Origin of the sequence: Glutamicibacter sp. NPDC087661, from assembly GCF_044743275.1 — a bacterium.
Classification (GTDB): Bacteria; Actinomycetota; Actinomycetes; order Actinomycetales; family Micrococcaceae; genus Glutamicibacter.
In genome coordinates, this window is sequence record NZ_JBIUWE010000001.1 from 21,049 (window position 1) to 46,729 (window position 25,681).

The following is a 25,681-nucleotide window of genomic DNA, read 5'->3' on the forward strand; positions in this document are numbered from 1 at the left end:
CGGCTAGGGATTCACTGACAGATAGTGCAATTGGGCTTCCAGGGAATGGGTAGCTGCGCCCACCAAGCGCGCATCGAGGTCGGGGTAGACATGCTCCAGCAATTCAGCTGGCTGCGTGTGGACCCCGGCCTTGCCGAGTTTCTGCAAAGCCGCACGCACCTGGTCCAGCCGCGCATGCCGATGCTTGATGTACATCTGCAGCAGCGGATGCGAGGAATCATGCTGCTCGCCGTGCGCCGGATGCAAAGCCATATCGGGCAGCGCGAGCAGCCGCTGCAGGGAATCCAGGTAGTCGGCCAATGTGCCGTCCGGGTGTTCCAAGATGGTGGTGCCCCGGCCCAGCACCGTATCCCCGGTGAACAAGTGGGCAGCCCCGCCCTGGCGGATGAAGCACACCGAGTCCGAGGTGTGGCCAGGGGTGAAGACCACCTGGATGCTGGCACCGGCGGCGCTGATCGTTTCGCCATCGGTGAAGACCGGGGCATCCCGGCAGTACTGCTCCAGCGTGGCACGCACCGGCGCACCGGTCATCCCGTAGAGCGCATCGATGCCTCCCGTGTGATCGGCATGCCGATGGGTAATGAGCACCAGCTGGATGTCGAAGGCCGCCAAGGCCTGCAGATGGTCCTCGAGCTCAGGGCCCGGATCAATCAGGACGACCGGAGCTCCAGGAAGAAGTTCGTCCACAGCAGGGTCGAACAGCAGATAGGAATTAGTCCCGTCCAACGTCATTTCAGAAGGGTTCTGCGCGCGAAGCAGGCCGATGCCTGGAGCGATAATAGTGGGCAAGGGAAGAAGAGCCATAGCAATGAGTGTAGGAACCAATGACCGCGACTGAAAGTATTACGCGCCAAGTACCGGGGGCCAAGTCGCCAAAAGCCGGCCGGAAGCTCGGCGCCTTGCTGCTCCTTGCCCTGTTGCTCGGGCTGGCGCTGTTCGCTTCGCTGCTGCTGGGCGCGCGAAACGTCTCGATGGGCACCGTGATCGATGCCATCTGGAATTTCGACCCGTCCAATGGCGACCAGGGCGTGGTCGCGTCCCGCTTCGCCCGCACCATCGGAGCCATCGTGGTTGGCGCTGCCCTGGGTTTGGCAGGCGCCGGACTGCAGGGCCTGACCCGCAACCCGCTGGCCGATACCGGGATCCTGGGCTTGAACGCCGGATCCTCCATGGCCGTGGTGCTGGCGATCGCCTTCTTGGGAGTCAGCTCCCTGGCCGGAATCATGGTGGCCGCCTTCCTCGGCGCTGCTGGGGTGATGGCCCTGGTTTATCTCGTGGCCAACGTGGGCCGTGAAGGCGCCACGCCCATTAAGCTTGCGCTGGGCGGTGCCGCCATGGCTGTGGGCGTGGGCGCGATTACCAATGCGATCCTGATGATTTCCGATGCCACCATGGACCGTTTCCGCATGTGGCAGATCGGCACATTGTCCAGCAGCGGCATCGACACCTTCCTCGGGGCCATTCCCGTGGTGGCCGCCGGCGCACTGATCGTGCTGTCCACCGCCAAGGTATCCAATGCCGTGTCCATGGGCGATGACACCGCGATCGCCTTGGGCTTCAACTTGAACCGCGCCCGGCTGATCGGCTCCATCGGGGTGGTCATTCTCGCTGGCACCGCCACCGCCGTGGCCGGGCCCATCGCCTTCGTCGGCCTGATGATCCCGCATGCCGTGCGCTTGCTGGTCGGTTCCGACTACCGCTGGCTGATGCCAGCGAGCCTGATCGCCGGGCCGATCCTGCTCTTGCTGGCTGATACGGTGGGACGAATCATTGCCCCGCCCAGCGAGATCCAAGTAGGCGTCATGTGCGCCATGCTGGGTGGACCGATCTTCATCATCATGATGCGCAGCGGCATGAAGTCGGTGAGCCTGTGAGCACGAGCGAAATGGCAGCAGCGAACATGACCCAGCCCCGCAGCACCACGGAAACGGCCGGACCGGCGACGGCCCCGGCCTCGAAAGCCGCACCGGCGCTGGCAGCCCGCCGCAGATCCCGGGTACGCCGCACCGCATTGTGGATGGCCCTGGCCCTGGTGCTCGCCGTGGCGGCCTACCTGTTCTGGGGGCGGGACCGCCTTCCAGCTGCCGAAGTCTTCCAGGTTCTCAGCGGTGAAAAGGTGCCGGGCACCAGTTTCATCATCATGTCCGACCGCCTGCCGCGCATCGCGGTGGGTGCCCTGGCCGGTGCCGGCTTGGGCATTTCCGGTGCCTTGTTCCAGCGCTGGCTGGGCAACCCGCTGGCCAGTCCCGACGTGATCGGCGTGGGCTACGGCGCATCGGCGGCCGCGGTTTTCGCGATGATCACCCTTGGCTATACCGACTGGAAGCTCAACGCCTTCGCACTGGCCGGCGGGCTGCTGGTCGCTGCATTGATCTACTGGCTCTCGGCCTCGGGCAAGCGGACCGGTCCCCGGCTGATCCTGGCGGGCCTGGCCATCGGCGCGATGCTCCAGGCGCTGATCCAGTACCTGCTGACCCAGGCGCAGGTGAATACGGCCAGCGATGTGATGCACTGGCTGACGGGTTCACTGGCCTCGAGCAACTGGGAAAATGCGCTGCTGCTTTTGGCGTCCCTTGGCGCCATCGGCATCCTGTTGCTGCCCCTGGTGCTTCGCCAACTGAAAATGCTGGAGCTGGGCGAGGACACCGCGGCGGCCCTGGGGCTGCACGTGGGCTGGGCCCGGTCGATCTTGGTCTTTGTTGCGGTGGCCATGGGCGCCTTGCCGATTGCGGTCACCGGGCCGATGGCGTTCGTTGCCTTCCTGGCCGGCCCGATTACTGCCGCGCTGACCCGCGGCCCGATCAACATCCTGCTTTCCGGCCTGACGGGGGCAACGCTGGTGACTGTTGCCAATTTCTTTGCCGCGAACCTGTTCGCGGATCTTTCGCTGCCGGTGGGCGTTATCACCGGCGCATTCGGTGCACCCTTCCTGATTTGGATTCTGGTGCGCGCAAACTCAACTGGAAGCGGGGCATAACCCATGGCCACTTTGCAGGCAAGCGATCTGACCCTGGCCTATGACAAGGTCACCATCGTCGACGAGCTGTCGCTGGATATCCCTGCCGGGCAGGTGAGCATCGTCGTCGGGGCCAACGGTTGCGGCAAGTCCACCCTGCTGCGCGCACTGTCGCGGTTGCTCAAGCCAGCCGGGGGCCAGGTGCTCCTGGACGGCGCGGACATCCACTCCAAGCCGGCCAAGGAAGTCGCCAAGACCCTGGGCTTGCTGCCGCAATCGCCCACCGCTCCGGACGGCATCACCGCCCGCGAGCTGATCAGCCGCGGCCGCTACCCGCACCAGGGCCTGTTCAAGCGCTTCTCTGCCGAGGACGAGGCAGCGGTTAATCGCGCCATGGAGCTGACCGGCACCACCGAGCTGGCCGACCGCTCGGTGGATGAGCTCTCCGGCGGGCAGCGCCAGCGCGTCTGGATCGCCATGGCCCTGGCGCAGGAGACCGACCTGCTGCTGCTCGACGAGCCGACCACCTTCCTGGACGTGGCGCACCAGCTCGAAGTCCTGGATGTGGTCAGCGAGCTGAACCGCAGCCGCGGGATCACCGTCGTGATCGTGCTGCACGATTTGAACCTGGCCGCCCGCTACGCCGACTACCTGGTGGCGTTGCGCCACGGCAAGATCTACGCTGCCGGCCATCCCAACGATGTGGTCACCGAAAAGACCGTCAAGGATGTTTTCGGAATGCCCAGCCGCGTGATCCCCGACCCGGTGGGCGGCACTCCGCTGGTGCTGCCCATTGGCCGCCACCGGGTGCTGCGCACCGAGCAGGTGCTCGCTTCCCAGGGCATTTTCCGTACCGAAGCTTCGGCGAAGAAAACTGCGGTGAAGCAGGCGGCAAATGTGAAGCAAGCTGCCCAAGCAGCCGCCGCCCTTGATCCGCAATCGGAACGCCCGGCCTATGAGCATGTGCCGACGTTGGCCTTTGACACCACGGTGGTCAATAGCCAGCAGCTCGCGCCATCCTTCCGCCGGGTGACCGTCAGCGGCGAGGACCTGGAGTACTTCGGCACCAACAGCCACCCGCTGGATATGCGCATCAAGCTCTTGCTGCCACCGGCCGGCGGTACTGCGTTGACCGACGAGATCGCCTCGATGCGACCCGGGGCGATGACCAGTCCTGCCGAGCAGCAGGGCTGGTACAAGCGCTGGTTGTCGATTGATCCCGATACCCGCGGCCACATGCGCACCTATACCGTGCGGGCCTTCCGCGAAGCCGGGCACCGGGACAATATCGGGGCCACAGCCGAGCTGGATATCGACTTCGTGATGCACGGGCACATGGTTGACGGCCAGCTCCAGGGCGGGCCGGCTACGGAGTTCGGCGACCGGGCCAAGGTGGGCGACCAGCTGTTGCTGCTGGGCCCGAACAAGACCCTGAACGACTCCAGCTACGGCGGCATCGAGTTCCGCCGCGGCGAGGCAACCCGCGTGGTGCTGGCCGGTGACGAAACCGCCGCCCCGGCGATTTGCGCCATCCTCGAAGCCTTGCCCTCCAACGTCACCGGCCATGCGCTGATCGAGGTCCCGGAGACCACGGATATCCTCGGTGCCTCCACCCGCTCCGGCGTCTCGGTGCAGTGGCTGACCCGTGGCAGCCATGAGCACGGCGAATTGCTGCAGTCGGCCTTGCGCCAGGTAGTCGCGATTCCAGCAGCCGGCGTGGTCCATACCAACGCCGAGCCGGAAGATATCGATGTTGATGCGGACATCCTGTGGGAGACGGGCCAGGAAAATTCCGCACCGTTCTACGCCTGGATTGCCGGTGAAGCCGGCACGGTCAAGGAAATGCGCCGTTATCTGGTGCGCGATGCCGGCGTGGACCGCAAGCAGGTAGCCTTCATGGGCTACTGGCGCCGCGGGAAGACCGAGAACTAGCCAGCAGCGGCAACCAGTGCCCGAGGCCCCGGCACGCATATGCCGGGGCCTCGGGTTCTATCCGCTAGCTGGCAGCTAGTTTTCTTTCGCCGGGTTCTTGCAAGCGCCGCGCACCGGCCGCGGGTTCTCGCGGTCCAGGATTGCCAGCAGCCGGGTGAGCTCGGCGCGGTCCTCGTCGCCGAGCTTGTCGAAATAGCCGTCCATGCTCGAACGGCGCAATTCGGCGAGCTCGCCGAGCTGGGCGCGGCCCGTGGCACTAAGCGCAATCAACGTGGCGCGGCGATCGGCCGGATCGGGGGTGCGCACGACAAGCTCCTTGGCTTCCAGCTGGTCGACTACCTCGGTGGTCGAGCGCGCGGCGATGTGCAGCTGTTCTGCGAGCTGCGAGTTGCGCAGCCCGATCCTATCGGCCCGGGACAGCAAGGTCAGCACCCTCGATTGGTGCGGAGTGATGCCCAGGGGAGTCAAGCTGTCCCTCCATCTGCCGCGAAGCATGCGTGAAGCGTGGAGGAAAAGATCTGCCAAGTCAGGCTTGGGCTCTTCGTTCTGCATATGTTCAAGGATAGTGTGTTTCTGGGAACAATTTCAAGATGCAACCACATAGTGAGGTTCCCTCTGTTATTCTGGACTTGAGAAATCCAGAGGTAGGGGGAGTCCATGAGTGCAATGGGAATGCCGGGGCCGCATCCGGGCGGTGGCGGGCAAGGACGGTCCGGCAACGCCGCCCGGGACAAGCAGCGGCTCACCGAGCATCCGGTGTCCCTGGCGCGCATCGCCGCGCTCTTCCGGCCCCATCTGGGAACGGTGATTGCGGTCATGGCGCTGATCGTGGCAGCGTCGGTCATCGGCCTGGCCCAGCCGTTCATCATCCGCGAACTCATTGATGACGCGATTCCCAACAGCAATATCCGATTGCTGCTCTTGGGTGCCGGGGGACTGGTGCTGATCTCCCTGGCTACCGCGATTCTGGAAGTCGTCCAGACCTGGCGGGCAACCCTGATGGGCCAACGCGTCATGCATGGCCTGCGGACCGGACTGTTCACGCACCTGCAGAAGCAATCCCTGGGATTCTTCACCAACTCGCGCTCAGGGGACGTGCAGTCGCGCCTGGTCAACGACGTGGGGCAGATGCAATCGGTGATTACCAATTCGGCCACGAGCATTGCCTCGAACCTGACCACCGTTGTGGCCACCGCCTGCGCGATGGTGGCGATCTCGTGGAAACTGAGCTTGATCTCATTGGTCGTGCTGCCGCCAGCGGTGCTGCTTGCCAAGCAAACCGCGAAACTGCGCCGCGCCGTGACAGGAAAGCGCCAGCGCGAGATGTCGAACCTGGCTTCGCTGATCGACGAGCGCCTGAGCATCTCCGGGGTCCGCCTGGCCAAGATCATGGGCACCGGAGCCGCTGATGCGGCGGCCTTCGGAGAGTCCAGCCACAAGCTCATCGACCTGGAAATGAAAAGCGCTTTGGCCGGGCGTTGGCGCATGGCCACGATGAGCATCATTTTCGCGGCCATCCCCGCGGTGCTGTACATCGTGGCGGGGCTGCCCGCCACCGGGCAGGGAATGAGCATCGGCACCTTGGTGGCCTTTACCGGGCTGCAGGCCGGAATCTTCCGTCCGGTCATGGGCATGATGCAGATTTCGGTCCAGTGGGTCTCGGCCTTGGCCTTGTTCAGCCGCGTCTTCGAATACCTGGATACGGACCAGGCGCTGCCGGTACCCCAGCGGCCGCGGGCGGTAGAACCCGGGAAACTGCGTGGCGAAGTGCAATTGCGCAATGTCAGCTTCCGCTACCCCGAGGCGGACCGCGCCACCCTGGAGCAGCTGAACCTGACCCTGGAGGCGGGAACCATGACCGCGGTCGTCGGTTCCACCGGTTCGGGAAAGTCCACCCTGGGATCCTTGCTGCCCCGGCTGCTTGACCCCACCGAGGGCCAGGTATTGCTCGACGGCATTGACCTGAAGGAATTCGACCCTGAAGGCATCGCCCAGGCGGTCTCCGTCGTTGCCCAGGAAAGCTACCTGCTGCATGCTTCGATTCGGGAGAACCTCCTGTGGGCAGCGCCCCAGGCCACCGAGGAAGAGCTCTGGCAGGCGCTGGAAGCCGCGCAGATTGCGCAGCTGGTCCGCAGCCTGCCGCAGGGCCTGGAAACCCAGGTGGGGCAGCGCGGCCACCGTTTCTCCGGCGGCGAGCAGCAGCGGCTGGCTATTGCCCGCACCATGCTGCGCAAACCCAAGGTCCTGGTGCTCGATGAGGCGACCAGTGCCCTGGATACGGTCACCGAAGCTTTGGTGCAGCGGGCGCTGGACGAGCTCGCACTGGGGCGAACCACCTTGCTGATCGCGCACCGGTTGAGCACCGTGATGCGAGCGGACCGCATCGTCGTGCTAGAAGCTGGCCGGATTGCCGAAGCGGGAACTTTTGACGAGCTGGTCCAGCTTGGCGGGCAATTCGCCCAGCTGGTAGCCAAGAGCGAACTGGCCGAAAGGGCCAGCTAGCACTGGCCATCTTTCAGTCCCTGCTTTTCCAGCGAGGCCAGGATCTTCGGAAGTGCCGATTCCAATGCCGTGCGTTCGGAAGGGCTCAGGGAATCGAAAATGGTTTCACGCACGAAGCTCACGTGGGTTGGCGCGGCTTCCTCAATGGTCTTGCGCCCCTGGGCGGTGAGCGTAATCTGGTGCCCGCGGCGGTCGGTCTCATCTGAGCAGCGGCTGACCAGGCCCTTGGCTTCCATGCGGCGCAGCAGGTGGGAGAGGCGCGAGCGGTCCCAGCGCAATGCGGTCGCCACGTCGGCCGGGCGTAGACTTGGTTCGGTTGTTTCCGAAAGCACAGCCAGCACCGAGTATTCACCGGAGAGCATGTTCGAATCGCGCAGCAGCTGGCGATCCATGCCGCTGGGGAACTGCCAGAGGAACTCGCGTATGGTGCGCCAGAGGTCCTGCTCGCTGTCGGTGAGCCAGCGGGTCTCTTCGCTCTTCATTCTCTTTCCTAACCATGTTGTCCCCAGGGAGGGGCATTCACAATATTGTTGACGTATCAATCATCTCCTGTATAGTGGGATTTAGCAAGAGAAGATGACGTGTCAACTACATTGTTGGCCGGAGACCTCCAAGGAGAGCAACTTGTCGAAGATCGCTATCGTTACCGGTTCCACCCGTCCAGGACGTGTCAACCAGGGCGTCGCCCAATGGGTGCTGGCCAGGGCCCAGGAATTCGGTGGTGCCGACTACGAGCTGGTGGACATCGTTGATTTCAACCTGCCGATGCTCGACGAGCCGTTCCCGGCCGCCTACCAGAACTACCAGAACGGGCACACCAAGGCCTTCGCCGCCAAGATGAGCGAATTCGATGGATACATTTTCATTGTTGGCGAGTACAACCACTCCGTCCAGCCTGCATTGGCCAACGCACTGAGCTACCTGAATGCAGAGCTGAACAACAAGGCCGCCGGCATGGTCGGATACGGTTCCGCCATGGGCTCGCGTGCCGTGGAGCACCTGCGCGGGATCCTCTCTGAACTGCAGATCGCCCACGTGCAGAAAACCGGCATGTTCTCGCTATTCTCCGACTTCGAGAACTTCTCGGCTTTCGCTCCGACCGAACGGTCGGCCAACAGCGTGCAGCCCATGCTTGAACAGGTGCTCGCCTGGAGCAAGGCGATGCGCACCGTACGCGAAGGCGCCACGGTCAACGCCTAGACCGGGTTGAAATCGGCGGGGAGTGGAAAAGTGCATTGCGCCATTTCCATACCTGCCCAACTGCCATAGTCTCGAGGTGAATGGTTTATGCACGGGACTTCAAAATTCTTTGGAAGGAATGCGATGAGCGAGGAATATTCGACCAAGGGCGCCTACGTCACCGGCGGAGAATTCACCCGGGACACCAATTACATCCAGGACCGCATCGTCGCTGATGCCAGCGCCGAGCACTATGGCGAGGGAAACAGCCACAGCAAGATCGGGCATCCCAACGCGGGGCTTTCGGACGGGGCCCGGCTTTGGCCGGTGGAAGCTGGCCGCTACCATCTGGTCGCAGCCCGCGCGTGCCCCTGGGCCAACCGCACCCTGATCGTTCGCCGCCTGCTGGGCTTGGAGGACGCGCTGTCCGTCGGACTGCCCGGCCCAACCCACGACGCACGCAGCTGGACCTTTGACCTGGACCCCGGGGGCAAGGACCCTGTCCTGGGTACCGAGCGGGTCCAGGAGAACTACTTCAAGCGCTTTGCCGACTATCCACGCGGCATCACCGTGCCGGCAATCGTCGATATCCCCACCGGGGCGGTTGTCACCAATGACTACCCGCAGATCACCTGGGACATGTCCACGCAGTGGAAGGAGTTCCACCGGGAAGGCGCCCCGGACCTCATCGCGCAGGACCAGCTCGATGAGATGCTTCCGCTGATCAAGCGGATTTTCACCGAGGTCAACAACGGCGTCTACCGTGCCGGGTTCGCGGGGGACCAGCAGGCCTACAACGATGCCTACGACCGGTTATTCGCCACCTTGGACTACCTCGAAGACCGGCTGGGCACCCGACGCTTCCTGATGGGTGATTACATCACCGAGGCCGATGTCCGGCTGTTCACCACGCTGGTTCGATTCGACCCGGTCTACCATGGCCACTTCAAGGCCAACCGCAACAAGCTCATCGACATGCCGAACCTCTGGGGCTATGCGCGGGACTTGTTCCAGACCCCGGGTTTCGGCGACACCATCGACTTCGAGCAGATCAAGGCGCACTACTACGTGGTTCATGAGGACATCAACCCGACCCGGATCATCCCGAAGGGGCCGGAGTTGGCGAACTGGCTCGAAGCGCCGGGCCGAGACGAGCTGGCCGAGAACGGTCCGTTCCTGAACGGTACGGCACCGGGCGAAGTCCGGGCCGACGAGCGAGTCCAAGCCGGGCACAACCCGTTGTACCCCGCCTAGGCGCGCTGGCGATCCACAGCGGATCGGCTCAGGAGCCCGCTATTTCGAGGGCTCCTGGGCCGATCTGTCCTAATCGAAATCGAAGCCTTGCCCCTCGCAAGCTTCCTGGAAAGCGGCCAAGTCAATAATTTGGGGATCCCCGGATTCATCGGCGGCCACCGCAGCGCTGATCTGTTCGGTGGAAGCCTTCGCCCCATGATCAGCGGCTTTCTGCATATTCGTTGCGCCGATGCCCTCGGGGTCAACCAGGCCCCCGCTAAAATGCACGCAGGCGGTATGGCCCTCGGGATCGAGCTGGCGCAGCTCGTCGACCGAGGGGCCAGCGCATGCGGACAGAACCAGAACCAGGGTGGCCAGTACAGGCAGGATTTTCTTCACATTCCAATCCTAGGCATGGACCTGACTGGATGCTGTGATCCATTGTGCAAGTATTCGCTGGCGACATGGCCCAATACATGGAACCGAGTGCGGGCGTCAACGTGGCAGGATTAAAGCATGACGATCATTGCAGCTGCGGATGGATCAGCCCTAGGAAACCCCGGACCGGCAGGTTGGGCCTGGTACGTGGACCAGGACAACTGGGCCGCCGGCGGTTGGGACCACGGAACCAACAACATGGGGGAGCTCCAAGCGGTGCTCGAACTCTTCCGGGCCACCGAGCACCTGCCAGAAGAAGAACTCAGGATCCTGTGCGATTCGCAGTATGCGATCAACTGCATCAGCAAGTGGATGCCGGGTTGGAAGAAGAAGGGCTGGAAAAAGGCCGACGGCAAACCGGTCTTGAACCAGGACATCCTCAAGGAACTTGACCGGGCCATTGCCGGGCGCAAGTTTACCTTCGAGTGGGTCAAGGGCCATGCCGGACATGAGCTGAATGAAGCTGCTGACGGCCATGCGCGTGCGGCTGCCACCGCGCATCAGCAGGGCTCTGCGGTAGAGGCCGGGCCGGGCTACACTGCCGGCGGCGGCCCCGTGGCTTCCAATGCTCCAGCGGCTTCCCATGCTCCAGCGGCTGAAGATGCCGTGCTGGCACCCGGCGGGCAAACCGCCGCCGCACCGGAACCCGGCGTGGACATCGCGGCCACCGTCTTCGAACTGGAACAAGGTTTCCTCGACCCGCAGATCCGCACCAGTTTCGCGGAACTCAACGACTTCCTGCATCCGGGCTACCAGGAAGTGACTCGCCATGGCGGCCTGCTGGATGTGGCCACGGTCCGGACCATGCTGGAATCCGGGGCGAGCCTGCCCAGCACCGGTGCGGTGCAGGTCCTTGCGGCCCGGGAAGTGGATGCGCAAATGGTGCTGCTCGCTTACCGCATGAAGCCTGCAGAGGGCCCGGTGCTCGTCGTATCTTCCTGGTGGCAGAGCACCGAAGGCGGCCTGAAGCTTCGTTTCCGCCAGGAAACGGTCGAGCAGACCGCGTAGAAAACACGCTTAAAGCAGTGATGCCCGCCAAATGGCGGGCATCACTGCGTTAACGGGCTGGGATCAGTACTGTCCCGGGCGGGTTTCGATGACGCCCTTCTTGTAGTTGATCCGGTTGACCAACCAGGTCACGGCCCACAGCAGCACGCCGATGACCAGCAGCAGGCCGGCAATCTCGTACTGGACCCAGTCCTCGCGGGCGCGAGCCCACGGGCCGGCAAGGAACAAGCAGAAGAACACGCCGAGGATCGGGATGATCGTTGGAGCGCGGAACGAATCGGGTTCCGGCTTGTCGCGGCGCAGTACCAGCAGGGCTACGTTGACTACGGCGAACACGCACAACAGCAGCAGCGCGGTCGTGCCGCCCAGCGAGCCGACAATGCTGCTTCCGTTGCTCAGGTTCACGTAGACCACCAAGGCGATGGCCAGTCCGGTGCTGAACAGGATCGCAGCCCATGGCGAGCGTCGGGTCGAATGCACCTTGCCCAGGAACTGCGGTAGCACGCCTTGGCGGGCCATGCCGTAGAGCAGGCGGCTAGCCATCAGCATGTTCATCAGCGCGGTGTTAACCACCGCGAAGACGGTCAAGAAGGGGAAGATCGCGTCAACCGGCAGGTTCGGCAGGCCGATGCGCACAACATCCAGCAGGATGCCGGCATCCGGGTTCTTAGGGTTCAGCAGATCGCCGGTCGGAATCACCATGATGACGGTGACGGCCACCAGCATGTAGATCAAGGCGCAGATGCCCAAGCCGATGAGCATGATCTTCGGGAAGGTCTTGTTGGGATTCTTGGTTTCCTCAACCAGGTTCACCGAATCCTCGAAGCCCACCATCGCGAAGAACGCAATGGCAGTACCCATGGTCACGGCGGCGAAGACGCTGCGGTCGGTCGGGGTCTCGAAGACCACCAGGCGGGAAATGTCACCCTGGCCCGAGGCGATCACCGCGAAGCCGATGCCGATGATCGCGGCCATGATGGCCAGCGAAACTATGGTCAGCACGAGGTTGAACTTCACGCTCTCGCCTACGCCGCGGAAGTTGATCACGGCGAGGATCACGATGATTGCAATAGCTGCCCACATGCCCGCTTCCGGGGTGTTGGGAACACCGTCGACAAACTGGCCAATGCCAATGAGCAGGTTGCGCCCCACCAAAGTGGCCGAGGTGGCGGCACTGGTGATGCCCGAGCAAGCCACGGTGAACGCCACCAGGAAGGTGACGAAGTGGATGCCGAATGCCTTGTGGATGTACAAGGCGGCACCGGCCGCGTGCGGGTATTTGGTCACCAGTTCGAGGTAGCTGAAGGCGGTGAGGGTCGCGATCGTGAAAGCGATCAGGAACGGCAGCCAGGCGGCTCCGCCCACCTGGCCGGCAACTTTGCCGGTGATGGCGAAAATTCCGGCGCCGATGATATCGCCCATGATGAGGAATAGCAGCAGCTTCGGGCCAATCACCCTGCGGAGTTCTGTTTCTTTGCCGTCGGTAACGGCCGTGTCACTGTTCACAGTCATGCGATCGAGATCATCTCCTTCAATTTTGTAGGCAAACATTACAACTTTAGGGTCAGCGCATGAAGTGGGCAAACCGGCTTCAAGGCTGGCTCACAGAACTTGGGGTCCAGCGGTAGTGAAATGTCGATTAGTGGCTTAAACAAGCCAATGCTGTGAGCTGACGTACCTATATGCTAGGTGTCGGGTCAGCGTGTGGAACTACCGGGCCATGGGATCGAAGCGGTTAGGGTTAGTTGATGAGAGACAAGCACTTTGAAGGATTTAGATGCAATCGGTGATCACTGAAGAGTTCGCGCCCCTGGCGGAAGCACTAGAGGCGCGAGCCGCTGAGGAAGAAGGCTATTCGGCGCAGCTGGCCGTGTACCACCGCGGCGAATTGGTGCTCAGCCACAGCGTTGGCGAGCACCTCTCTGGTGACGCGCTGACCTGCGTCTTCTCCTGCACCAAGGGCCTGGGTGCGCTGGTCGTGGCACTGCTCGTGCAAGATGGGCTGATTGATCCGAACGCGCCAATGGCCACCTACTGGCCGGAATTCGGGGACAACGGGAAATCCCAGCTCACCGTCGGCGAGGTGCTCAGCCACCAAGCGGGAGTGCTGGGCGTGCCCGGGGGCGTTCCCAGCGAGATCCTCCTGAACTCCGCCGAATACGCCAAGGTGCTCGCTTCCATGCCAAGCGTCTGGCCGCTGGGCCAGCACATTGTCGGCTACCATGCGATCACCCTGGGCGTGCTCATGGAAGAACTGGTACGCCGGGTCACCGGCAAGGAACTGAAAGACGTCTTCGAGGAGCGCATCCGCAAGCCGCTGGGAGCCGAAGCCTACATCGGCCAGGACCCCGCGCTGGAATCGCGCTACCGCGATGTACTGCCGGGCGCTGACGCCGCACCGGAATTCTTCGATCCGTTCTCCCCGGCCGGGCTTTCGGTGAACTCGGCCTCCGGTTTCGCGCTGGAAAACGGCCCGGTCTACAACTGGCACGAACTGGCCAACGCGCCTCAGGTGCGCGAACTGGGCCCCGCATCCATGGGCGCGGTCGCCAATGCCCAAGGCCTGGCCGCAATCTATGCCGCCTCATTCGGTGCCGTGCCGGCACTGGGCGCCACCCGCGGATTCCTCACCGCCGACACCTGGTCCCAGGTTTCCACCGAGCTGGTCTACGGCCATGACCGGACCAACGGGCTGCTGCAGGCCTTCGCCCTGGGGTTCATGAAGGCCTCCGCGCGCAACAACTATGGATCGATTTTCGCCTACGGCCATGACGGTGCGAATTCCTCGCTGGCCTTCGCCGATCCAGCCCACCAGCTGGGCTTCGGTTTCATTCCCTCGCGCAATGAAGGCGCCAAGGAGATCTCCACCGGAGTCAAGCTCAGCCAGCTGGCCCGCCAGCTGATCATGCAGAAGAACATGTCGGCCCAGGCTGCCGGCAGCAACGCGTAGTAAACCCATCGGGAATGGAACGAAGCAGGAGCGAAGTGAAGAAGTTTGTGGCACTAGGTGACTCGTTCACCGAAGGCGTTGGCGATGTGGATCCGACCCGGCCCAACCAGGTCCGCGGCTGGGCGGACCGGGTTTCGGAAGTGCTCTGCGCCGAAGGCGAGTGGGAATACGCCAACCTGGCGGTGCGCGGCAAGAAGATCGGGCAGGTGATCAACCAGCAGCTGGACCAGGCGCTCGCACTGGCCCCGGACCTGGTCACCATCTATGCCGGCGGCAATGACATCCTGCGCCCGAAGGCGGACCTGGATGCGCTGATGCGCGGCTATGAAGGCATGGTGAGCCGCTTTGCCGAAGCCGGAAGCGCGGTCGTGCTGTTCACCGGTTTCGACACCGTGGAATCACCGTTGTTCTCCAAGACCCGTCCGCGCACGGCCATTTACAACGAGAAGGTTCGCGAAATCGCGGACGAGTACGGTGCGGTGATCGCGGATTACTGGCGGTGGCGAGAATTCTCCGATCTGCGCTACTGGGCGGTGGATCGGCTGCACATGAACGAGCTGGGCCACACGCTGATGGCTTCGAAGGTCCTTGACGTGTTCGGCACCCATCGGATCACCGAGGGAAACTGGTCCTCCAGGATCCAGCAGCCGTCCCTGCCGGAACTGGCCGTGAACTCGCGCGGCGAAAAGCTGAAGCAGGAATTGGGCTGGGCCAGAGAGCATTTGGCTCCGTGGGTCAAGCGCCGGATCACCGGCACCTCGTCGGGTGATTCCTTGTCAGCGAAATATCCTGATTACATCCGTTTAACTGCCGACGCCAACTGAACGCATTTATGACTTTTCCGGACCCCGCTCCTGTTTGACCTTGGGGGCGGGGCAGGTAACATGGTGGTGTGCTGCAGGTCTCCGGCCGGCAGCGCGCGCCATAGACGGATGGCGGGAGAGTCCCGTTCACACCATGGACGGGCGCCGTAGGAGCAATTCCTCCCCAGGAAACTCTCAGGCACCCGTACCGCCATCATGAGGCAACTCTGGAAAGAAACCGGCCCGTTCCGGTTCACCGAAGGTGCAAGTGCCCGGCTTGGTTTGCTGGATGCGTAAAACTCTCAGGTTATGCAACAGGGATGGGGAGGTAAAAAGACCTTCCTTTGGCATGCGCCAAGACAGATCCCATGGAGATACCAGCACCATGACCATCACGCAGACTTCGGCACGAGCGAATACTGAATTCGTTTCACGCCATATCGGCCCACGTCCTTCCGACGTCACCACCATGCTTCAGACCCTGGGCTACGACAGCCTGGAAGAACTGATCGACACCGCCGTTCCGGCAGACATCCGCCAGGACTCCGCACTGGATATCCCTGATGCTCTGAGCGAAACCGAAGCCCTAGCCCACCTGCGTGCGCTTGCCTCGAAGAACGTCATGAAGACCCAGATGATCGGCCAGGGCTTCTACGACACCATCACCCCAGCTGTGATCCGCCGCAACATCGTGGAAAACCCAGCCTGGTACACCGCTTACACCCCGTACCAGCCGGAAATCTCCCAGGGCCGCCTCGAAGCCCTGCTGAACTTCCAGACCATGGTCATGGACCTGACCGGCCTGCCCATCGCCAACGCGTCGCTGCTGGACGAATCCTCCGCTGCCGCCGAAGCCGTGCTGATGATGCGCCGCGCCAACAAGAAGAAGTCCAAGGGCAAGACCGTGCTGGACTCCAACATCTTCCCGCAGACCCTCAAGGTCGTGCAGGGCCGCGCTGACGCGCTGGGCTTCGAAGTCGAGATTGCCGACCTTTCCGCAGGCTTGCCAGAGGGCGAGATCTCCGGCATTGTCCTGCAGCAGCCTGGCAACGACGGCTCGATCGCGGACCACGCTTCGATCATCGCCGCCGCCAAGGAAGCCGGCGCCATGGTTACCGTGATTGCCGACCTGCTGGCCCTGACCATGATCACCCCTCCGGGCGAGCAGGGTGCCGATATCGCCGTGGGCAACACCCAGCGATTCGGCGTGCCGCTGTTCTTCGGCGGACCGCACGCTGCCTACATGGCCGTGGCCGATGGCCTGACCCGTTCCATGCCAGGACGCCTGGTGGGCGTTTCGGCCGATGACGCCGGAGTCCCTGCCTACCGCTTGGCCCTGCAGACCCGCGAGCAGCACATCCGCCGCGAAAAGGCCACCTCCAACATCTGCACCGCACAGGCCCTGCTGGCCATCTGCGCTTCGATGTACGCGGTCTACCACGGCCCAGCCGGACTGAAGCAGATCGCCTCGCGCGCCAACAACCACGCCCGGGTGATCGCCAGCTCGCTGGTTTCCGGGGGCTACACCTTGGCTTCGGACTCCTTCTTCGACACCGTTGTGGTGAACGTCGAGAACGCCGATGCCATCATTGCCAAGGCCATCGAAGCAGGCATCAACCTGCGCAAGGTGGGCGAGACCCAGGTGGGCGTCTCCACCGACGAGGCCACCACCTCGGGCGTAGTCAAGACCCTGCTTGAGGTCTTCGGCGCAGAGCTCTCGGCTCCGGAAGGCTTCGAGATCCCGGCAGGGCAGGTGCGCACCAGCGACTTCATGACCCACCCGATCTTCAACACCATCTCCTCCGAAACCCAGATGATGCGCTACCTGCGCCGGCTCTCGGACCGCGACCTGGCCCTGGACCGCACCATGATCCCGCTGGGTTCGTGCACCATGAAGCTGAACTCGGCCGCCGAAATGGAATCCATCACCTGGCCGGAATTCGCCTCGATCCACCCCTACGCGCCTGCAGCGCAGACCGAGGGCTGGCGCGAGCTGATCACCGACCTGGAAGGGCGCCTGACCGCAATCACCGGCTACGCTGGCGTTTCGATCCAGCCCAACGCCGGCTCGCAGGGCGAGTACGCGGGCCTGCTGGCCATTTCGGACTACCACCGTTCGCGCGGCGAAGGCCAGCGCGATCTGTGCCTGATTCCGGCCTCGGCCCACGGCACCAACGCCGCGTCGGCAGTGCTGGCCGGGATGCGCGTGGTGGTCGTGAAGACCGCAGCCGATGGCACCATCGACGCGAACGACCTGGATGCCAAGATCGAGGCCAACAAGGACGTCCTTGCAGCCATCATGATCACCTACCCATCCACCCACGGCGTCTACGACGCGGACGTGCGCGAGGTCTGCGACAAGGTCCACGCCGCCGGCGGCCAGGTGTACATCGATGGCGCGAACATGAACGCCATGGTTGGCTTGGCCCAGCCAGGCAAGTTCGGCGGCGACGTGTCGCACCTGAACCTGCACAAGACCTTCTGCATCCCGCACGGCGGTGGCGGTCCAGGCGTAGGCCCAATCGGCGTTGGCGAGCACCTGCTGCCATTCCTGCCAGGCGATGCTTCGGGCACCTACTCCGAGCGTGATGGCGTGCCGGTGGTGGCGACCGCTTTCGGCTCGGCCGGCGTCCTGCCGATCTCCTGGGCCTACATCGCGATGATGGGCGGGGACGGCTTGACCGAAGCCACCAAGCACGCGATCCTGAACGCGAACTACATTGCCAAGCGCCTGAACGAGCACTTCCCGGTACTGTTCACCGGCAACAAGGACCTGGTTGCCCACGAGTGCATCCTGGACCTGCGCGAACTGACCGCCAAGACCGGGGTCACCGCCGAGGACGTGGCCAAGCGCCTGATCGACTTCGGTTTCCACGCGCCGACCCTGTCCTTCCCTGTGGCAGGCACCCTGATGGTGGAGCCCACCGAATCCGAGGACCTGGCCGAGATCGAGCGCTTCATTGAAGCGATGATCACCATCCGCCAGGAAATGGACGAGGTCCTCTCCGGTGCCTACAGCATCGAGGAGTCCCCATTGCGCAACGCTCCGCACACGGTCTCCGCTGTGGTCAACAGCAAGTGGGACCGCAAGTACTCGGTCGAGCAGGCGGCCTTCCCGGTCCCGGCGCTGAAGTTCGACAAGTACTTCCCAACCGTGGGCCGCATCGACGGCGCCGGTGGCGACCGCAACCTGATCTGCTCCTGCCCGGCTCCCGAAGCCTTCGAAGACTAAGGAAGAGTTAGAGATGACTGAGACTACCCAAGCACTCAAGCACACCGCGCTGCACGCGCAGCACGAAGCTCTCGGCGCCAACTTCACCGACTTCGGCGGCTGGGACATGCCGTTGAAGTACGGATCGGAACTGGCAGAGCACAAGGCCGTGCGCTCCACCGCTGGCCTGTTCGACCTGTCCCACATGGGCGAGGTCTACCTCTCCGGCCCGGAAGCCGGCAAGGCGCTGAACACCGCCCTGGCAGGGAACCTGAGCATCATGAAGGTCGGCAAGGCGAAGTACTCGCTGATCCTTGACGCCGAGGGCAAGATCATCGACGACCTGATCGTCTACCGCCTGGAAGAGGAGAAGTTCCTCGTCGTGCCCAACGCCGGCAACGCTCCGGTGGTTGCCGCCGAGCTGGCTGCCCGCGCCGCCGGCTTCGACGTCGTCGTGGACGACGCTTCGGGCCGCCAGTCGCTGATCGCCGTCCAGGGACCGAACGCCGAGGCAATTGTGCGCAAGCTGGCCGCCGACGAGGCAACCGCCCAGGCGGTCACCGAACTGAAGTACTACGCTGCGGTGAAGGTGGTGCTCGGTGGCATCGACGTGCTGCTGGCCCGCACCGGCTACACCGGCGAAGACGGCTTCGAGCTGATCATCGAAAACGAGGATGCGGCAGCCCTCTGGGAAAAGAGCGTTGACGCCGGCAAGGACCACGAGCTGGTTCCTTGCGGCCTGGCCGCCCGCGACTCGCTGCGCCTTGAAGCCGGCATGCCGCTGTACGGCAACGAGCTGTCCCTGGAACGCACCCCGTTCGATGCCGGATTCGGCCCGGTGGTCTCCTTCAAGAAGGAAGAGGACTTCGTGGGCCGCGAAGCCCTGGAAGCGTTGCGCGGTGCGACCCCGCCACGCAAGCTCGTCGGCCTCAAGGGCCTGGGCAAGCGCGCCGGCCGCGGCGGCTACGCCATCGTCAAGGACGGCGCAACCATCGGTGAAATCACCTCCGGCCAGCCTTCGCCAACCCTGGGCTACCCGGTTGCACTGGGTTATGTCGACGCCGAATTCGGTGCAGTGGGAACCGAGCTGGAGGTAGACCTGCGTGGTAAGACTTTGCCTTTTGTCGTAGTCGAACTGCCGTTCTACACCCGAGCCAAGTAACGTTAAACATCAGTAGGGCTAAGCAAATCGCCCGCTAATTCCCTTGGGAGAGGAAATACCGTGAGTAAAGTTCTTTCGTCATTGCGCTACTCGGCCGAACACGAGTGGATCGATGCATCGTCCCCAGCAAAGATCGGCATCACCCAGGTTGCCGCCGACGCCCTGGGCGACGTGGTCTACGTCGACCTGCCAGAGGTCGGCGACTCCGTTACCGCAGGCGAGACCTGTGGCGAAGTCGAGTCCACCAAGTCGGTTTCCGACCTGTACTCGCCAGTGACCGGCACCATCGTTGCCATCAACGACGAGGCAGTGGACAACCCAGGCATCCTGAACGAAGACCCATACGGTGCCGGCTGGCTGTTCACCGTTGAGGTCGCCGAAGAGGGTCCGCTGCTTTCGGCAGCTGACTACGCAAGCGCGAACGGTGGAAACGTCGAGTAATGAGCAACCAGACTTTTGAATCCGTTGCCGCTGCAACGTTGACCCAGTCGCTGGCTTCGCTGGACCCGGAGATCGCGCAGCGTATTGACGCTGAGCTGGCTCGCCAGCAGCGCGGCCTGGAAATGATCGCTTCGGAGAACCACACTGCGCAGGCAATCATGCAGGCGCAGGGTTCGGTACTGACCAACAAGTATGCCGAGGGCTACCCGGGCCGCCGCTACTATGGCGGTTGCGAGGAAGTTGATGTCATCGAGACGTTGGCGATTGAGCGGCTCAAGGAGTTGTTCGGGGCGAAGTTCGCTAATGTGCAGCCGCATTCCGGTGCGCAGGCTAACGCGTCGGTGTACCACGCGCTGGTGCGTCCGGGCGATACCGTGCTGGGGCTGAACCTGAACCACGGTGGCCACCTGACCCACGGGATGAAGCTGAACTTCTCGGGCCGCTTGTTCAACATCGTTCCTTACGGTGTGGACGAGGAAACCTATGAGGTGGACATGGACGAGGTGGAGCGCCTTGCCATCGAGAACCAGCCGAAGATGATTGTTGCTGGCTGGTCGGCGTACCCGCGCCAGCTGGATTTCCAGCGTTTCCGCGAGATTGCTGACAAGGTTGGCGCGTACTTGTTCGTGGATATGGCGCACTTCGCTGGCTTGGTGGCAACCGGGTTGCATCCTTCGCCGGTGCCGCATGCTCATGTGGTGACTTCCACGACGCATAAGACGTTGGCTGGTCCTCGTGGCGGCATTATTCTGTCGAATGATGCGGAGATTGCGAAGAAGTTGAACTCGGCGGTGTTCCCTGGTCAGCAGGGTGGTCCGTTGGAGCACGTGATTGCTGGCAAGGCGGTGGCTTTCAAGATTGCTGCTTCGCCGGAGTTCAAGGAGCGCCAGGAGCGGACCTTGGCTGGTGCGCGGATTTTGGCTGAGCGCTTGACCCAGGAAGATGTTGTTGCCAAGGGCATCAGCGTTTTGACTGGTGGCACGGATGTTCACATGGTGCTCGTTGACTTGCGTAATAGCGAGTTGGATGGGCAGCAGGGTGAGGATCTTTTGGCTCAGGTGGAGATCACGGTGAACCGCAATTCGGTGCCGTTTGATCCTCGTCCGCCGATGGTGACTTCGGGGTTGCGTATTGGTACTCCGGCGTTGGCTACCCGTGGTTTCTCGGAGGCTGCGTTCGCTGAGGTTGCGGAGATCATTGCACAGACGTTGATTGCTGGTGCTGAGGGTAATACGGCGGTGTTGCCGGAGCTGAAGGATCGTGTTCTGAAGCTTGCCGCGGCCCACCCGCTGTACCCGGAACTGGCTAAGGTTTCCGAGTAGCATCATCTGATTAGGATGTGGGCCCGGAAGGTGGAAATACTCGCTTTTCGGGCCCGCGGTCTTTCAACATCCAGAGGTCCAGGCGCTGCACGGTACGTGCGGTGGCCGCAAGCCTCTGGAACCACACTCCACAGATCCGGGGCAGAAGCTCTCGGATTACCCAAGTTCTAAGGATGTGACCCGCTATGGCGGTTAGCGTATTCGATCTTTTCTCGGTTGGCATCGGACCGTCTTCCAGCCATACCGTGGGACCAATGCGTGCAGCACACGCATTCATTGCCCAAGTAATCCGAGAAGGCCAACTGGACGCACTGGAAAATATCCGTGTTGATGTCTACGGATCCCTGGCCGCTACCGGACGCGGCCACGGCACCTTCACTGCCATCATGCTGGGGCTTGAAGGCTTCGAACCTGAAACCGTGCTGCCATCACAGGTCGATGACCGTCTGGCGGACATGGAAGCCACTGGAATCCTCCACCTGGCCGAACAGCTTGATCAGCGCAAGGACCTGAACTACAAGGTCGAAGACATGATCCAGCATCCGCTCACCGTACTGCCACGCCACACCAACGGCGTGAAGTTCATTGCCCTCGACGCTGACGGCAACGAAATCGCCAACGAGACCTTCTTCTCCGTAGGCGGCGGCTTCATCGTGCGCGAAGGCGCCGAAGACCGCATCGAGAAGAACCTCGAAGAGAAGCTGAACAAGCAGCCCTATCCCTTCACCACGGCAGCCAAGCTGCTGGAACATGTGAAGGAAACCGGCCTGTCCATTGCCGACATCATGATGGCCAACGAAATGGCTTACCGGTCCCGCGACGAGATCCGCAACGGCCTGGTCCACATCTACGAAGTGATGGAAGACTGCAAGGATTCCGCGCTGGAACGCACCGGCGTGCTGCCCGGCGGCTTGAAAGTTCGCCGCCGTGCGCCGGAATGGCATGAACGCCTGCGCAAGGAAGACAAGGACCGGGATCCGGTCTACTGGCAGGAATGGATCAACCTCGTTGCGCTGGCCGTCAATGAGGAGAACGCCTCCGGCGGACGCGTGGTCACCGCTCCGACCAACGGCGCAGCGGGCATCATCCCAGCCGTGCTGTTCTACGCCACCCACTACGCACCGGGCGCAAAGTACTGGAATGAGGAGGAAAAGCACGACGCTGTCGTACGCTTCCTGCTCACCGCTGGTGCCGTCGGCGTGCTGTACAAGGAGCAGGCATCGATCTCCGGCGCCGAAGTCGGCTGCCAGGGCGAAGTCGGTTCGGCATCATCGATGGCTGCTGGCGGCCTGGCCGAAATTCTTGGCGGCACCCCAGCGCAGGTAGAGAACGCAGCGGAAATCGCCATGGAACACAACCTTGGCCTGACCTGCGACCCGATCGGCGGACTGGTCCAGATCCCTTGCATCGAACGCAACGCCATCGCTGCTTCCAAGGCAGTGAACGCGGCGAAGATGGCGCTGATGGGCGACGGCGAACACCACGTCACCTTGGATGAAGTCATTATCACCATGCGCGAAACCGGCAAGGACATGAGCGACAAGTACAAGGAAACTGCGATGGGCGGCCTGGCCGTCAACGTGGTGGAATGCTGATTTCCCAGTAACGCATGACCCAGTTCGGGAGGCCTGCACTGCAGACCTCCCGAACTGTTTAAATGTGATCTTGGCCCCCAAGTCCGGCAATTCCCAGCCATAGCTGATAGAACTGGGACTAGGCCTGATGCGCGCTAGCGCAAACCAGTTTCGAGGAGGTGAGTGTCGTGGAAGACAGTTCTAGTCGATCTATGCACACGAACTCACCCGGACGCTCGTAGCCGAATCAGCCGAATCTGGCAGCATCCCGCCATGGGATCCCAACGAGTTCGTGACTCTTGTACATGTCACCGGCGCCTGGTCCTGCACGCAAATACTGACTGATTTATCTCCCTGTATTCATGGGGTGGTCAAGCGGTGAGAAGTTGCTGGCAGGCTTGTATTCACGCGCCAAATGAACCATTTGGACCAAAATCATGTTTTCTCCAGAAAAGGTAGACTTCTCTACTATTTCGCGAGCCTTGCGCTCCCATCTCAATCACGCAGAATTCCAGCTCGCGGCAGGGCTGCTGGGCGGTCTGCACATCGCCCAGACCATTGAGCACCTCGAAGCACTGGATGCCACGGAGGCTGCCCTGGCCTACCGGCTGCTTGACAAGCAGACCGCGGTACTGGTCTTCCAGGAACTCGACGCCCCGGTGCAAGCCGACCTGGTGCGGGCGCTGCAGTCGCAGACCGTCATCGATGCCTTCGCCCAACTCCCCGCCGCGGGACGGGTAGCGCTGCTCGATGAACTGCCAGCGATGGTGGCCACGAAACTGCTGGCAGGGCTGCCGACGGCCACGCGCCAGGAAACCGGAATCCTGCTGGGCTATCCGGAATCAAGCGCCGGCAGGGCGATGTCCCCGGATTTCATCTCGACCCACCCGCAGCTGTCTGTGGCCGAAACCCTGGAACGCATCAGCGCACGCCTCGGGAACTGCGAGAACGCGCAGCACATCCTGGTGATCGATGATGAACGCCGGCTGCTTGGCACCATCAAGCTCAGCGAGTTGCTCACCGAGCCGGCCGGGACAACGATCGGAGAACTGTGCACCCAGAGCCCGGTCGTCCAGGCCTGCGAGCCGGAGACGAGCGCGGCACGGGTGGTGGTGGATCGGAAGGCAGGGATGCTCCCGGTGCTTGATCGGGAAGATCGCCTGCTGGGAGTGCTGACCTTGCCCATGGCGATCGCGATCCTAGAGGATGCCGAAGAGCGCCGCTCCGCGTACGGCTCCGGAACGGATCCGCTCTTCCGCCCTTACCTGGGGACGCCATTGCGCCACCTGGTGAAGGCGCGCGTCATCTGGCTGCTGGTCCTGGCTATCGGCGCCACCTTGACGGTCAAGGTGCTGTCCAGTTTCGAGCAGACACTGGAGTCGATGGTGGTGCTTAGCTTGTTCATCCCCTTGATCGTGGGCATTGGCGGGAACACCGGCAACCAGGCGGCGACCACTGTCACCCGTGCGCTGGCCATGGGTGATGTGCGGGGAAGCGACTTCTGGCGGGTGCTGATGCGCGAGGTGCGAATCGGAGCGGTCCTGGGACTGTGCCTGGGCGCCATAGCGCTGGTGGTGGCCGGGAGCATTTTCGAACTGCGCATCGGATTGGTGATAGGCATCAGCCTGGTGGCACTGTGCAGCATTGCTGCCGCTGTCGGCGGGGTGATGCCGATCATCGGTAAATTCTTCAAGGTTGATCCTGCGGTATTTTCCAACCCCTTCATTTCAACCTTCGTGGATGCCGCCGGGCTGATCGTCTACCTGTCGGTGGCCGTGCTGATTCTTGGATAGCCTGCAGCTGCACTGGGGTGCGCGGAATAAATTCGCGCACCCCAGCGTCGTAACAGGTATGCCTCATAGCAAGCTCTTTACTGAATTTACCGTCCCGGCCAGAAGCGGAGCAGGCCTGAAGCTTCGCAACCGCGTCGTGCTTCCGCCGATGTGCCAGTATTCCGTGGAAAAACGCGACGGCGTTCCAACGACCTGGCACTTGGCTCACCTGGGTTCCATGGCCCATGGCGGATACTCCTTGGTGATCGCCGAAGCAACTGCGGTGGCAGCTGAAGGCAGGATCTCGGATCGCGATACCGGCCTGTGGAATGACGAGCAGGCCGAAGCCTGGAAACCGATTGCCCAATACATCCGCGCCCATGGGGCAGCCGCCGGCGTGCAGCTGGCGCACGCCGGAGCCAAGGCATCGACCTATGGCTGGCTCAAGGATCTTGAAGAAGCTGGAAAATCCGGCAGCATCAGCGCGGAAGATGGCGGCTGGGAAACCTTCACTTCCTCGCCCAGCGAGCTCTACGGGCTGAAGCCAGCTACCGCGATGAGCGTGGAACAGATCCAGGCATCGGTGCAGGACTGGGCTGATGCGGCTAAGCGTGCCGACGCGGCCGGATTCGACCTGATCCAGATCCATGCCGCGCACGGCTACCTGGTGCACCAATTCCTGTCGCCGCTGACCAATAAGCGCACCGACGAATACGGTGGCAGCTTCGAGAATCGCACTCGATACCTGCGTGAAGTCATCGAGGCTGTGGCTGCCGTGTGGCCGGAAAACAAGGCCCTGGGCATTCGCTTCTCCGGAGAAGACTGGGTGGACGATGGATGGAGCATTGCTGACACCGTTCGGATCGCCAAGGAACTCTACGGCTACGGTGTGCGCCACTTCGACCTCTCCAGTGCAGGAATTGGCAAGTTCAACGGACCGTCTGGTCCGGGCTACCAAGTGCCGTTGGCTCAGGCAGTGAAGGAAGCGCTGCCCCAGGATGCCTTCGTTACCGCGGTCGGCGTCATCACCGAGCCGATGCAGGCAGAGCAGATCGTCGTGACCGGGCAAGCGGACGGCGTCTGCGTTGGGCGCGCTGCCCTGGGCGATCCGCAGTGGGCTAACCGTTCGGCGCAGGAATTGGGTGCACCGATGGCATTCCCCGCCCAATACTGGCGCGGCCGCTGGTAAACGCAAGTT

General features: G+C 62.8%; 21 protein-coding genes and 1 riboswitch. Of the genes, 16 read left to right on the plus strand and 5 right to left on the minus strand.

Features of this window, described 5'->3' with window-relative positions; genetic code table 11:
• Nucleotides 1–3 precede the first annotated feature (3 nt).
• Nucleotides 4–789: an MBL fold metallo-hydrolase gene (locus ACIOTN_RS00110; RefSeq protein WP_402734669.1), complete on the minus strand. Its 786-nt coding sequence runs from the start codon at nucleotides 787–789 to the stop codon at nucleotides 4–6.
• 35 nt (nucleotides 790–824) lie between these two features.
• Here ACIOTN_RS00110 and ACIOTN_RS00115 point away from each other — a divergent pair, with 35 nt between their 5' ends.
• The 3 genes from ACIOTN_RS00115 to ACIOTN_RS00125 are packed head-to-tail and all read left to right on the plus strand — an operon-like array spanning nucleotide 825 to nucleotide 4,888.
• The gene (locus ACIOTN_RS00115; protein ID WP_402734670.1) at nucleotides 825–1,874 is read left to right on the plus strand and encodes a FecCD family ABC transporter permease; all 1,050 of its coding nucleotides are present in this window, start codon (nucleotides 825–827) and stop codon (nucleotides 1,872–1,874) included.
• The gene (locus tag ACIOTN_RS00120; RefSeq protein ID WP_286134415.1) at nucleotides 1,871–2,977 is read left to right on the plus strand and encodes an iron chelate uptake ABC transporter family permease subunit; all 1,107 of its coding nucleotides are present in this window, start codon (nucleotides 1,871–1,873) and stop codon (nucleotides 2,975–2,977) included. Before ACIOTN_RS00115 ends, ACIOTN_RS00120 begins: the two co-directional genes overlap by 4 nt.
• 3 nt (nucleotides 2,978–2,980) lie before the next feature.
• Entirely contained in the window at nucleotides 2,981–4,888 is a 1,908-nt protein-coding gene (locus ACIOTN_RS00125; RefSeq protein WP_402734671.1) for an SIP domain-containing protein, read from the plus strand.
• A 75-nt stretch (nucleotides 4,889–4,963) separates the two neighbouring features.
• Here ACIOTN_RS00125 and ACIOTN_RS00130 read toward each other — a convergent pair whose 3' ends face one another.
• Nucleotides 4,964–5,356, minus strand: coding sequence for a MarR family winged helix-turn-helix transcriptional regulator (locus tag ACIOTN_RS00130; protein WP_181148955.1), 393 nt, complete (start codon nucleotides 5,354–5,356; stop codon nucleotides 4,964–4,966).
• 189 nt (nucleotides 5,357–5,545) lie between these two features.
• Here ACIOTN_RS00130 and ACIOTN_RS00135 point away from each other — a divergent pair, with 189 nt between their 5' ends.
• The gene (locus ACIOTN_RS00135; protein ID WP_402734672.1) at nucleotides 5,546–7,390 is read left to right on the plus strand and encodes an ABC transporter ATP-binding protein; all 1,845 of its coding nucleotides are present in this window, start codon (nucleotides 5,546–5,548) and stop codon (nucleotides 7,388–7,390) included.
• Here the strand turns inward: ACIOTN_RS00135 and ACIOTN_RS00140 are convergent.
• Nucleotides 7,387–7,872 carry a MarR family winged helix-turn-helix transcriptional regulator gene (locus ACIOTN_RS00140; protein ID WP_105659082.1) on the minus strand — a complete coding sequence of 162 codons (486 nt, stop codon included), beginning with the start codon at nucleotides 7,870–7,872 and terminating at the stop codon, nucleotides 7,387–7,389. The genes ACIOTN_RS00135 and ACIOTN_RS00140 overlap by 4 nt on opposite strands.
• Nucleotides 7,873–8,014: 142 nt before the next feature.
• Here ACIOTN_RS00140 and ACIOTN_RS00145 point away from each other — a divergent pair, with 142 nt between their 5' ends.
• A complete protein-coding gene (locus ACIOTN_RS00145) occupies nucleotides 8,015–8,590 on the plus strand; it encodes an NADPH-dependent FMN reductase (protein ID WP_133834851.1) in 576 nt (191 codons plus the stop codon).
• A 123-nt stretch (nucleotides 8,591–8,713) separates the two neighbouring features.
• Nucleotides 8,714–9,823, plus strand: a complete 1,110-nt coding sequence (locus tag ACIOTN_RS00150; protein ID WP_402734673.1) for a glutathione S-transferase C-terminal domain-containing protein — start codon at nucleotides 8,714–8,716, stop codon at nucleotides 9,821–9,823.
• 69 nt (nucleotides 9,824–9,892) lie between these two features.
• Here the strand turns inward: ACIOTN_RS00150 and ACIOTN_RS00155 are convergent, their stop codons facing one another.
• Nucleotides 9,893–10,201, minus strand: coding sequence for a hypothetical protein (locus tag ACIOTN_RS00155; protein WP_402734674.1), 309 nt, complete (start codon nucleotides 10,199–10,201; stop codon nucleotides 9,893–9,895).
• Between the two features lie 117 nt (nucleotides 10,202–10,318).
• Here ACIOTN_RS00155 and ACIOTN_RS00160 point away from each other — a divergent pair, with 117 nt between their 5' ends.
• On the plus strand, nucleotides 10,319–11,248 hold the full coding sequence (locus tag ACIOTN_RS00160; protein ID WP_400344186.1) for an RNase H family protein: 930 nt from the start codon (nucleotides 10,319–10,321) through the stop codon (nucleotides 11,246–11,248).
• A gap of 63 nt (nucleotides 11,249–11,311) precedes the next feature.
• On the opposite strand, the gene ACIOTN_RS00165 is transcribed toward ACIOTN_RS00160, so the two are convergent.
• The gene (locus tag ACIOTN_RS00165) at nucleotides 11,312–12,760 is read right to left on the minus strand and encodes an APC family permease (protein WP_105659077.1); all 1,449 of its coding nucleotides are present in this window, start codon (nucleotides 12,758–12,760) and stop codon (nucleotides 11,312–11,314) included.
• A 265-nt stretch (nucleotides 12,761–13,025) separates the two neighbouring features.
• Between ACIOTN_RS00165 and ACIOTN_RS00170 the strand changes: the two genes are divergently transcribed.
• From ACIOTN_RS00170 to ACIOTN_RS00210, 9 genes are all read left to right on the plus strand, one after another.
• A complete protein-coding gene (locus ACIOTN_RS00170; protein ID WP_105659076.1) occupies nucleotides 13,026–14,198 on the plus strand; it encodes a serine hydrolase domain-containing protein in 1,173 nt (390 codons plus the stop codon).
• A 35-nt stretch (nucleotides 14,199–14,233) separates the two neighbouring features.
• Entirely contained in the window at nucleotides 14,234–15,022 is a 789-nt protein-coding gene (locus ACIOTN_RS00175; protein ID WP_402734675.1) for an SGNH/GDSL hydrolase family protein, read from the plus strand.
• Between the two features lie 102 nt (nucleotides 15,023–15,124).
• Nucleotides 15,125–15,222, plus strand: a riboswitch (glycine riboswitch).
• Between the two features lie 164 nt (nucleotides 15,223–15,386).
• On the plus strand, nucleotides 15,387–18,233 hold the full coding sequence (gene gcvP, locus ACIOTN_RS00180; protein WP_402734676.1) for an aminomethyl-transferring glycine dehydrogenase: 2,847 nt from the start codon (nucleotides 15,387–15,389) through the stop codon (nucleotides 18,231–18,233).
• A gap of 13 nt (nucleotides 18,234–18,246) precedes the next feature.
• A complete protein-coding gene (gene gcvT / locus ACIOTN_RS00185; RefSeq protein ID WP_105659074.1) occupies nucleotides 18,247–19,374 on the plus strand; it encodes a glycine cleavage system aminomethyltransferase GcvT in 1,128 nt (375 codons plus the stop codon).
• Between the two features lie 60 nt (nucleotides 19,375–19,434).
• Entirely contained in the window at nucleotides 19,435–19,815 is a 381-nt protein-coding gene (gcvH, locus tag ACIOTN_RS00190; protein ID WP_105659073.1) for a glycine cleavage system protein GcvH, read from the plus strand.
• Entirely contained in the window at nucleotides 19,815–21,137 is a 1,323-nt protein-coding gene (gene glyA, locus ACIOTN_RS00195) for a serine hydroxymethyltransferase (RefSeq protein ID WP_402734677.1), read from the plus strand. The genes gcvH and glyA overlap by 1 nt, the downstream gene beginning before the upstream one ends.
• Before the next feature lie 185 nt (nucleotides 21,138–21,322).
• Complete coding sequence (locus tag ACIOTN_RS00200; protein ID WP_105657073.1) at nucleotides 21,323–22,732, plus strand: L-serine ammonia-lyase; 1,410 nt, start codon at nucleotides 21,323–21,325, stop codon at nucleotides 22,730–22,732.
• 416 nt (nucleotides 22,733–23,148) lie between these two features.
• Nucleotides 23,149–24,504 (plus strand): magnesium transporter, encoded by a 1,356-nt coding sequence (gene mgtE, locus ACIOTN_RS00205; RefSeq protein WP_105662516.1) that lies wholly within the window; start codon nucleotides 23,149–23,151, stop codon nucleotides 24,502–24,504.
• A 58-nt stretch (nucleotides 24,505–24,562) separates the two neighbouring features.
• Nucleotides 24,563–25,672: an oxidoreductase gene (locus ACIOTN_RS00210; protein WP_105657071.1), complete on the plus strand. Its 1,110-nt coding sequence runs from the start codon at nucleotides 24,563–24,565 to the stop codon at nucleotides 25,670–25,672.
• The last annotated feature ends 9 nt before the right edge of the window (nucleotides 25,673–25,681 follow it).

What these genes read in the sequence shown, in the direction of transcription:
- gcvT (WP_105659074.1), top strand. Translation starts at nt 18,247, where the DNA reads ATGACTGAGACTACCCAAGCACTCAAGCACACCGCGCTGCACGCGCAG.
- ACIOTN_RS00160 (WP_400344186.1), top strand. Translation starts at nt 10,319, where the DNA reads ATGACGATCATTGCAGCTGCGGATGGATCAGCCCTAGGAAACCCCGGA.
- ACIOTN_RS00135 (WP_402734672.1), top strand. Translation starts at nt 5,546, where the DNA reads ATGAGTGCAATGGGAATGCCGGGGCCGCATCCGGGCGGTGGCGGGCAA.
- ACIOTN_RS00150 (WP_402734673.1), top strand. Translation starts at nt 8,714, where the DNA reads ATGAGCGAGGAATATTCGACCAAGGGCGCCTACGTCACCGGCGGAGAA.
- ACIOTN_RS00140 (WP_105659082.1), bottom strand. Translation starts at nt 7,872, where the DNA reads ATGAAGAGCGAAGAGACCCGCTGGCTCACCGACAGCGAGCAGGACCTC.
- ACIOTN_RS00170 (WP_105659076.1), top strand. Translation starts at nt 13,026, where the DNA reads ATGCAATCGGTGATCACTGAAGAGTTCGCGCCCCTGGCGGAAGCACTA.
- ACIOTN_RS00200 (WP_105657073.1), top strand. Translation starts at nt 21,323, where the DNA reads ATGGCGGTTAGCGTATTCGATCTTTTCTCGGTTGGCATCGGACCGTCT.
- ACIOTN_RS00210 (WP_105657071.1), top strand. Translation starts at nt 24,563, where the DNA reads ATGCCTCATAGCAAGCTCTTTACTGAATTTACCGTCCCGGCCAGAAGC.
- glyA (WP_402734677.1), top strand. Translation starts at nt 19,815, where the DNA reads ATGAGCAACCAGACTTTTGAATCCGTTGCCGCTGCAACGTTGACCCAG.
- mgtE (WP_105662516.1), top strand. Translation starts at nt 23,149, where the DNA reads ATGTTTTCTCCAGAAAAGGTAGACTTCTCTACTATTTCGCGAGCCTTG.
- ACIOTN_RS00165 (WP_105659077.1), bottom strand. Translation starts at nt 12,760, where the DNA reads ATGACTGTGAACAGTGACACGGCCGTTACCGACGGCAAAGAAACAGAA.
- ACIOTN_RS00115 (WP_402734670.1), top strand. Translation starts at nt 825, where the DNA reads ATGACCGCGACTGAAAGTATTACGCGCCAAGTACCGGGGGCCAAGTCG.
- ACIOTN_RS00125 (WP_402734671.1), top strand. Translation starts at nt 2,981, where the DNA reads ATGGCCACTTTGCAGGCAAGCGATCTGACCCTGGCCTATGACAAGGTC.
- gcvP (WP_402734676.1), top strand. Translation starts at nt 15,387, where the DNA reads ATGACCATCACGCAGACTTCGGCACGAGCGAATACTGAATTCGTTTCA.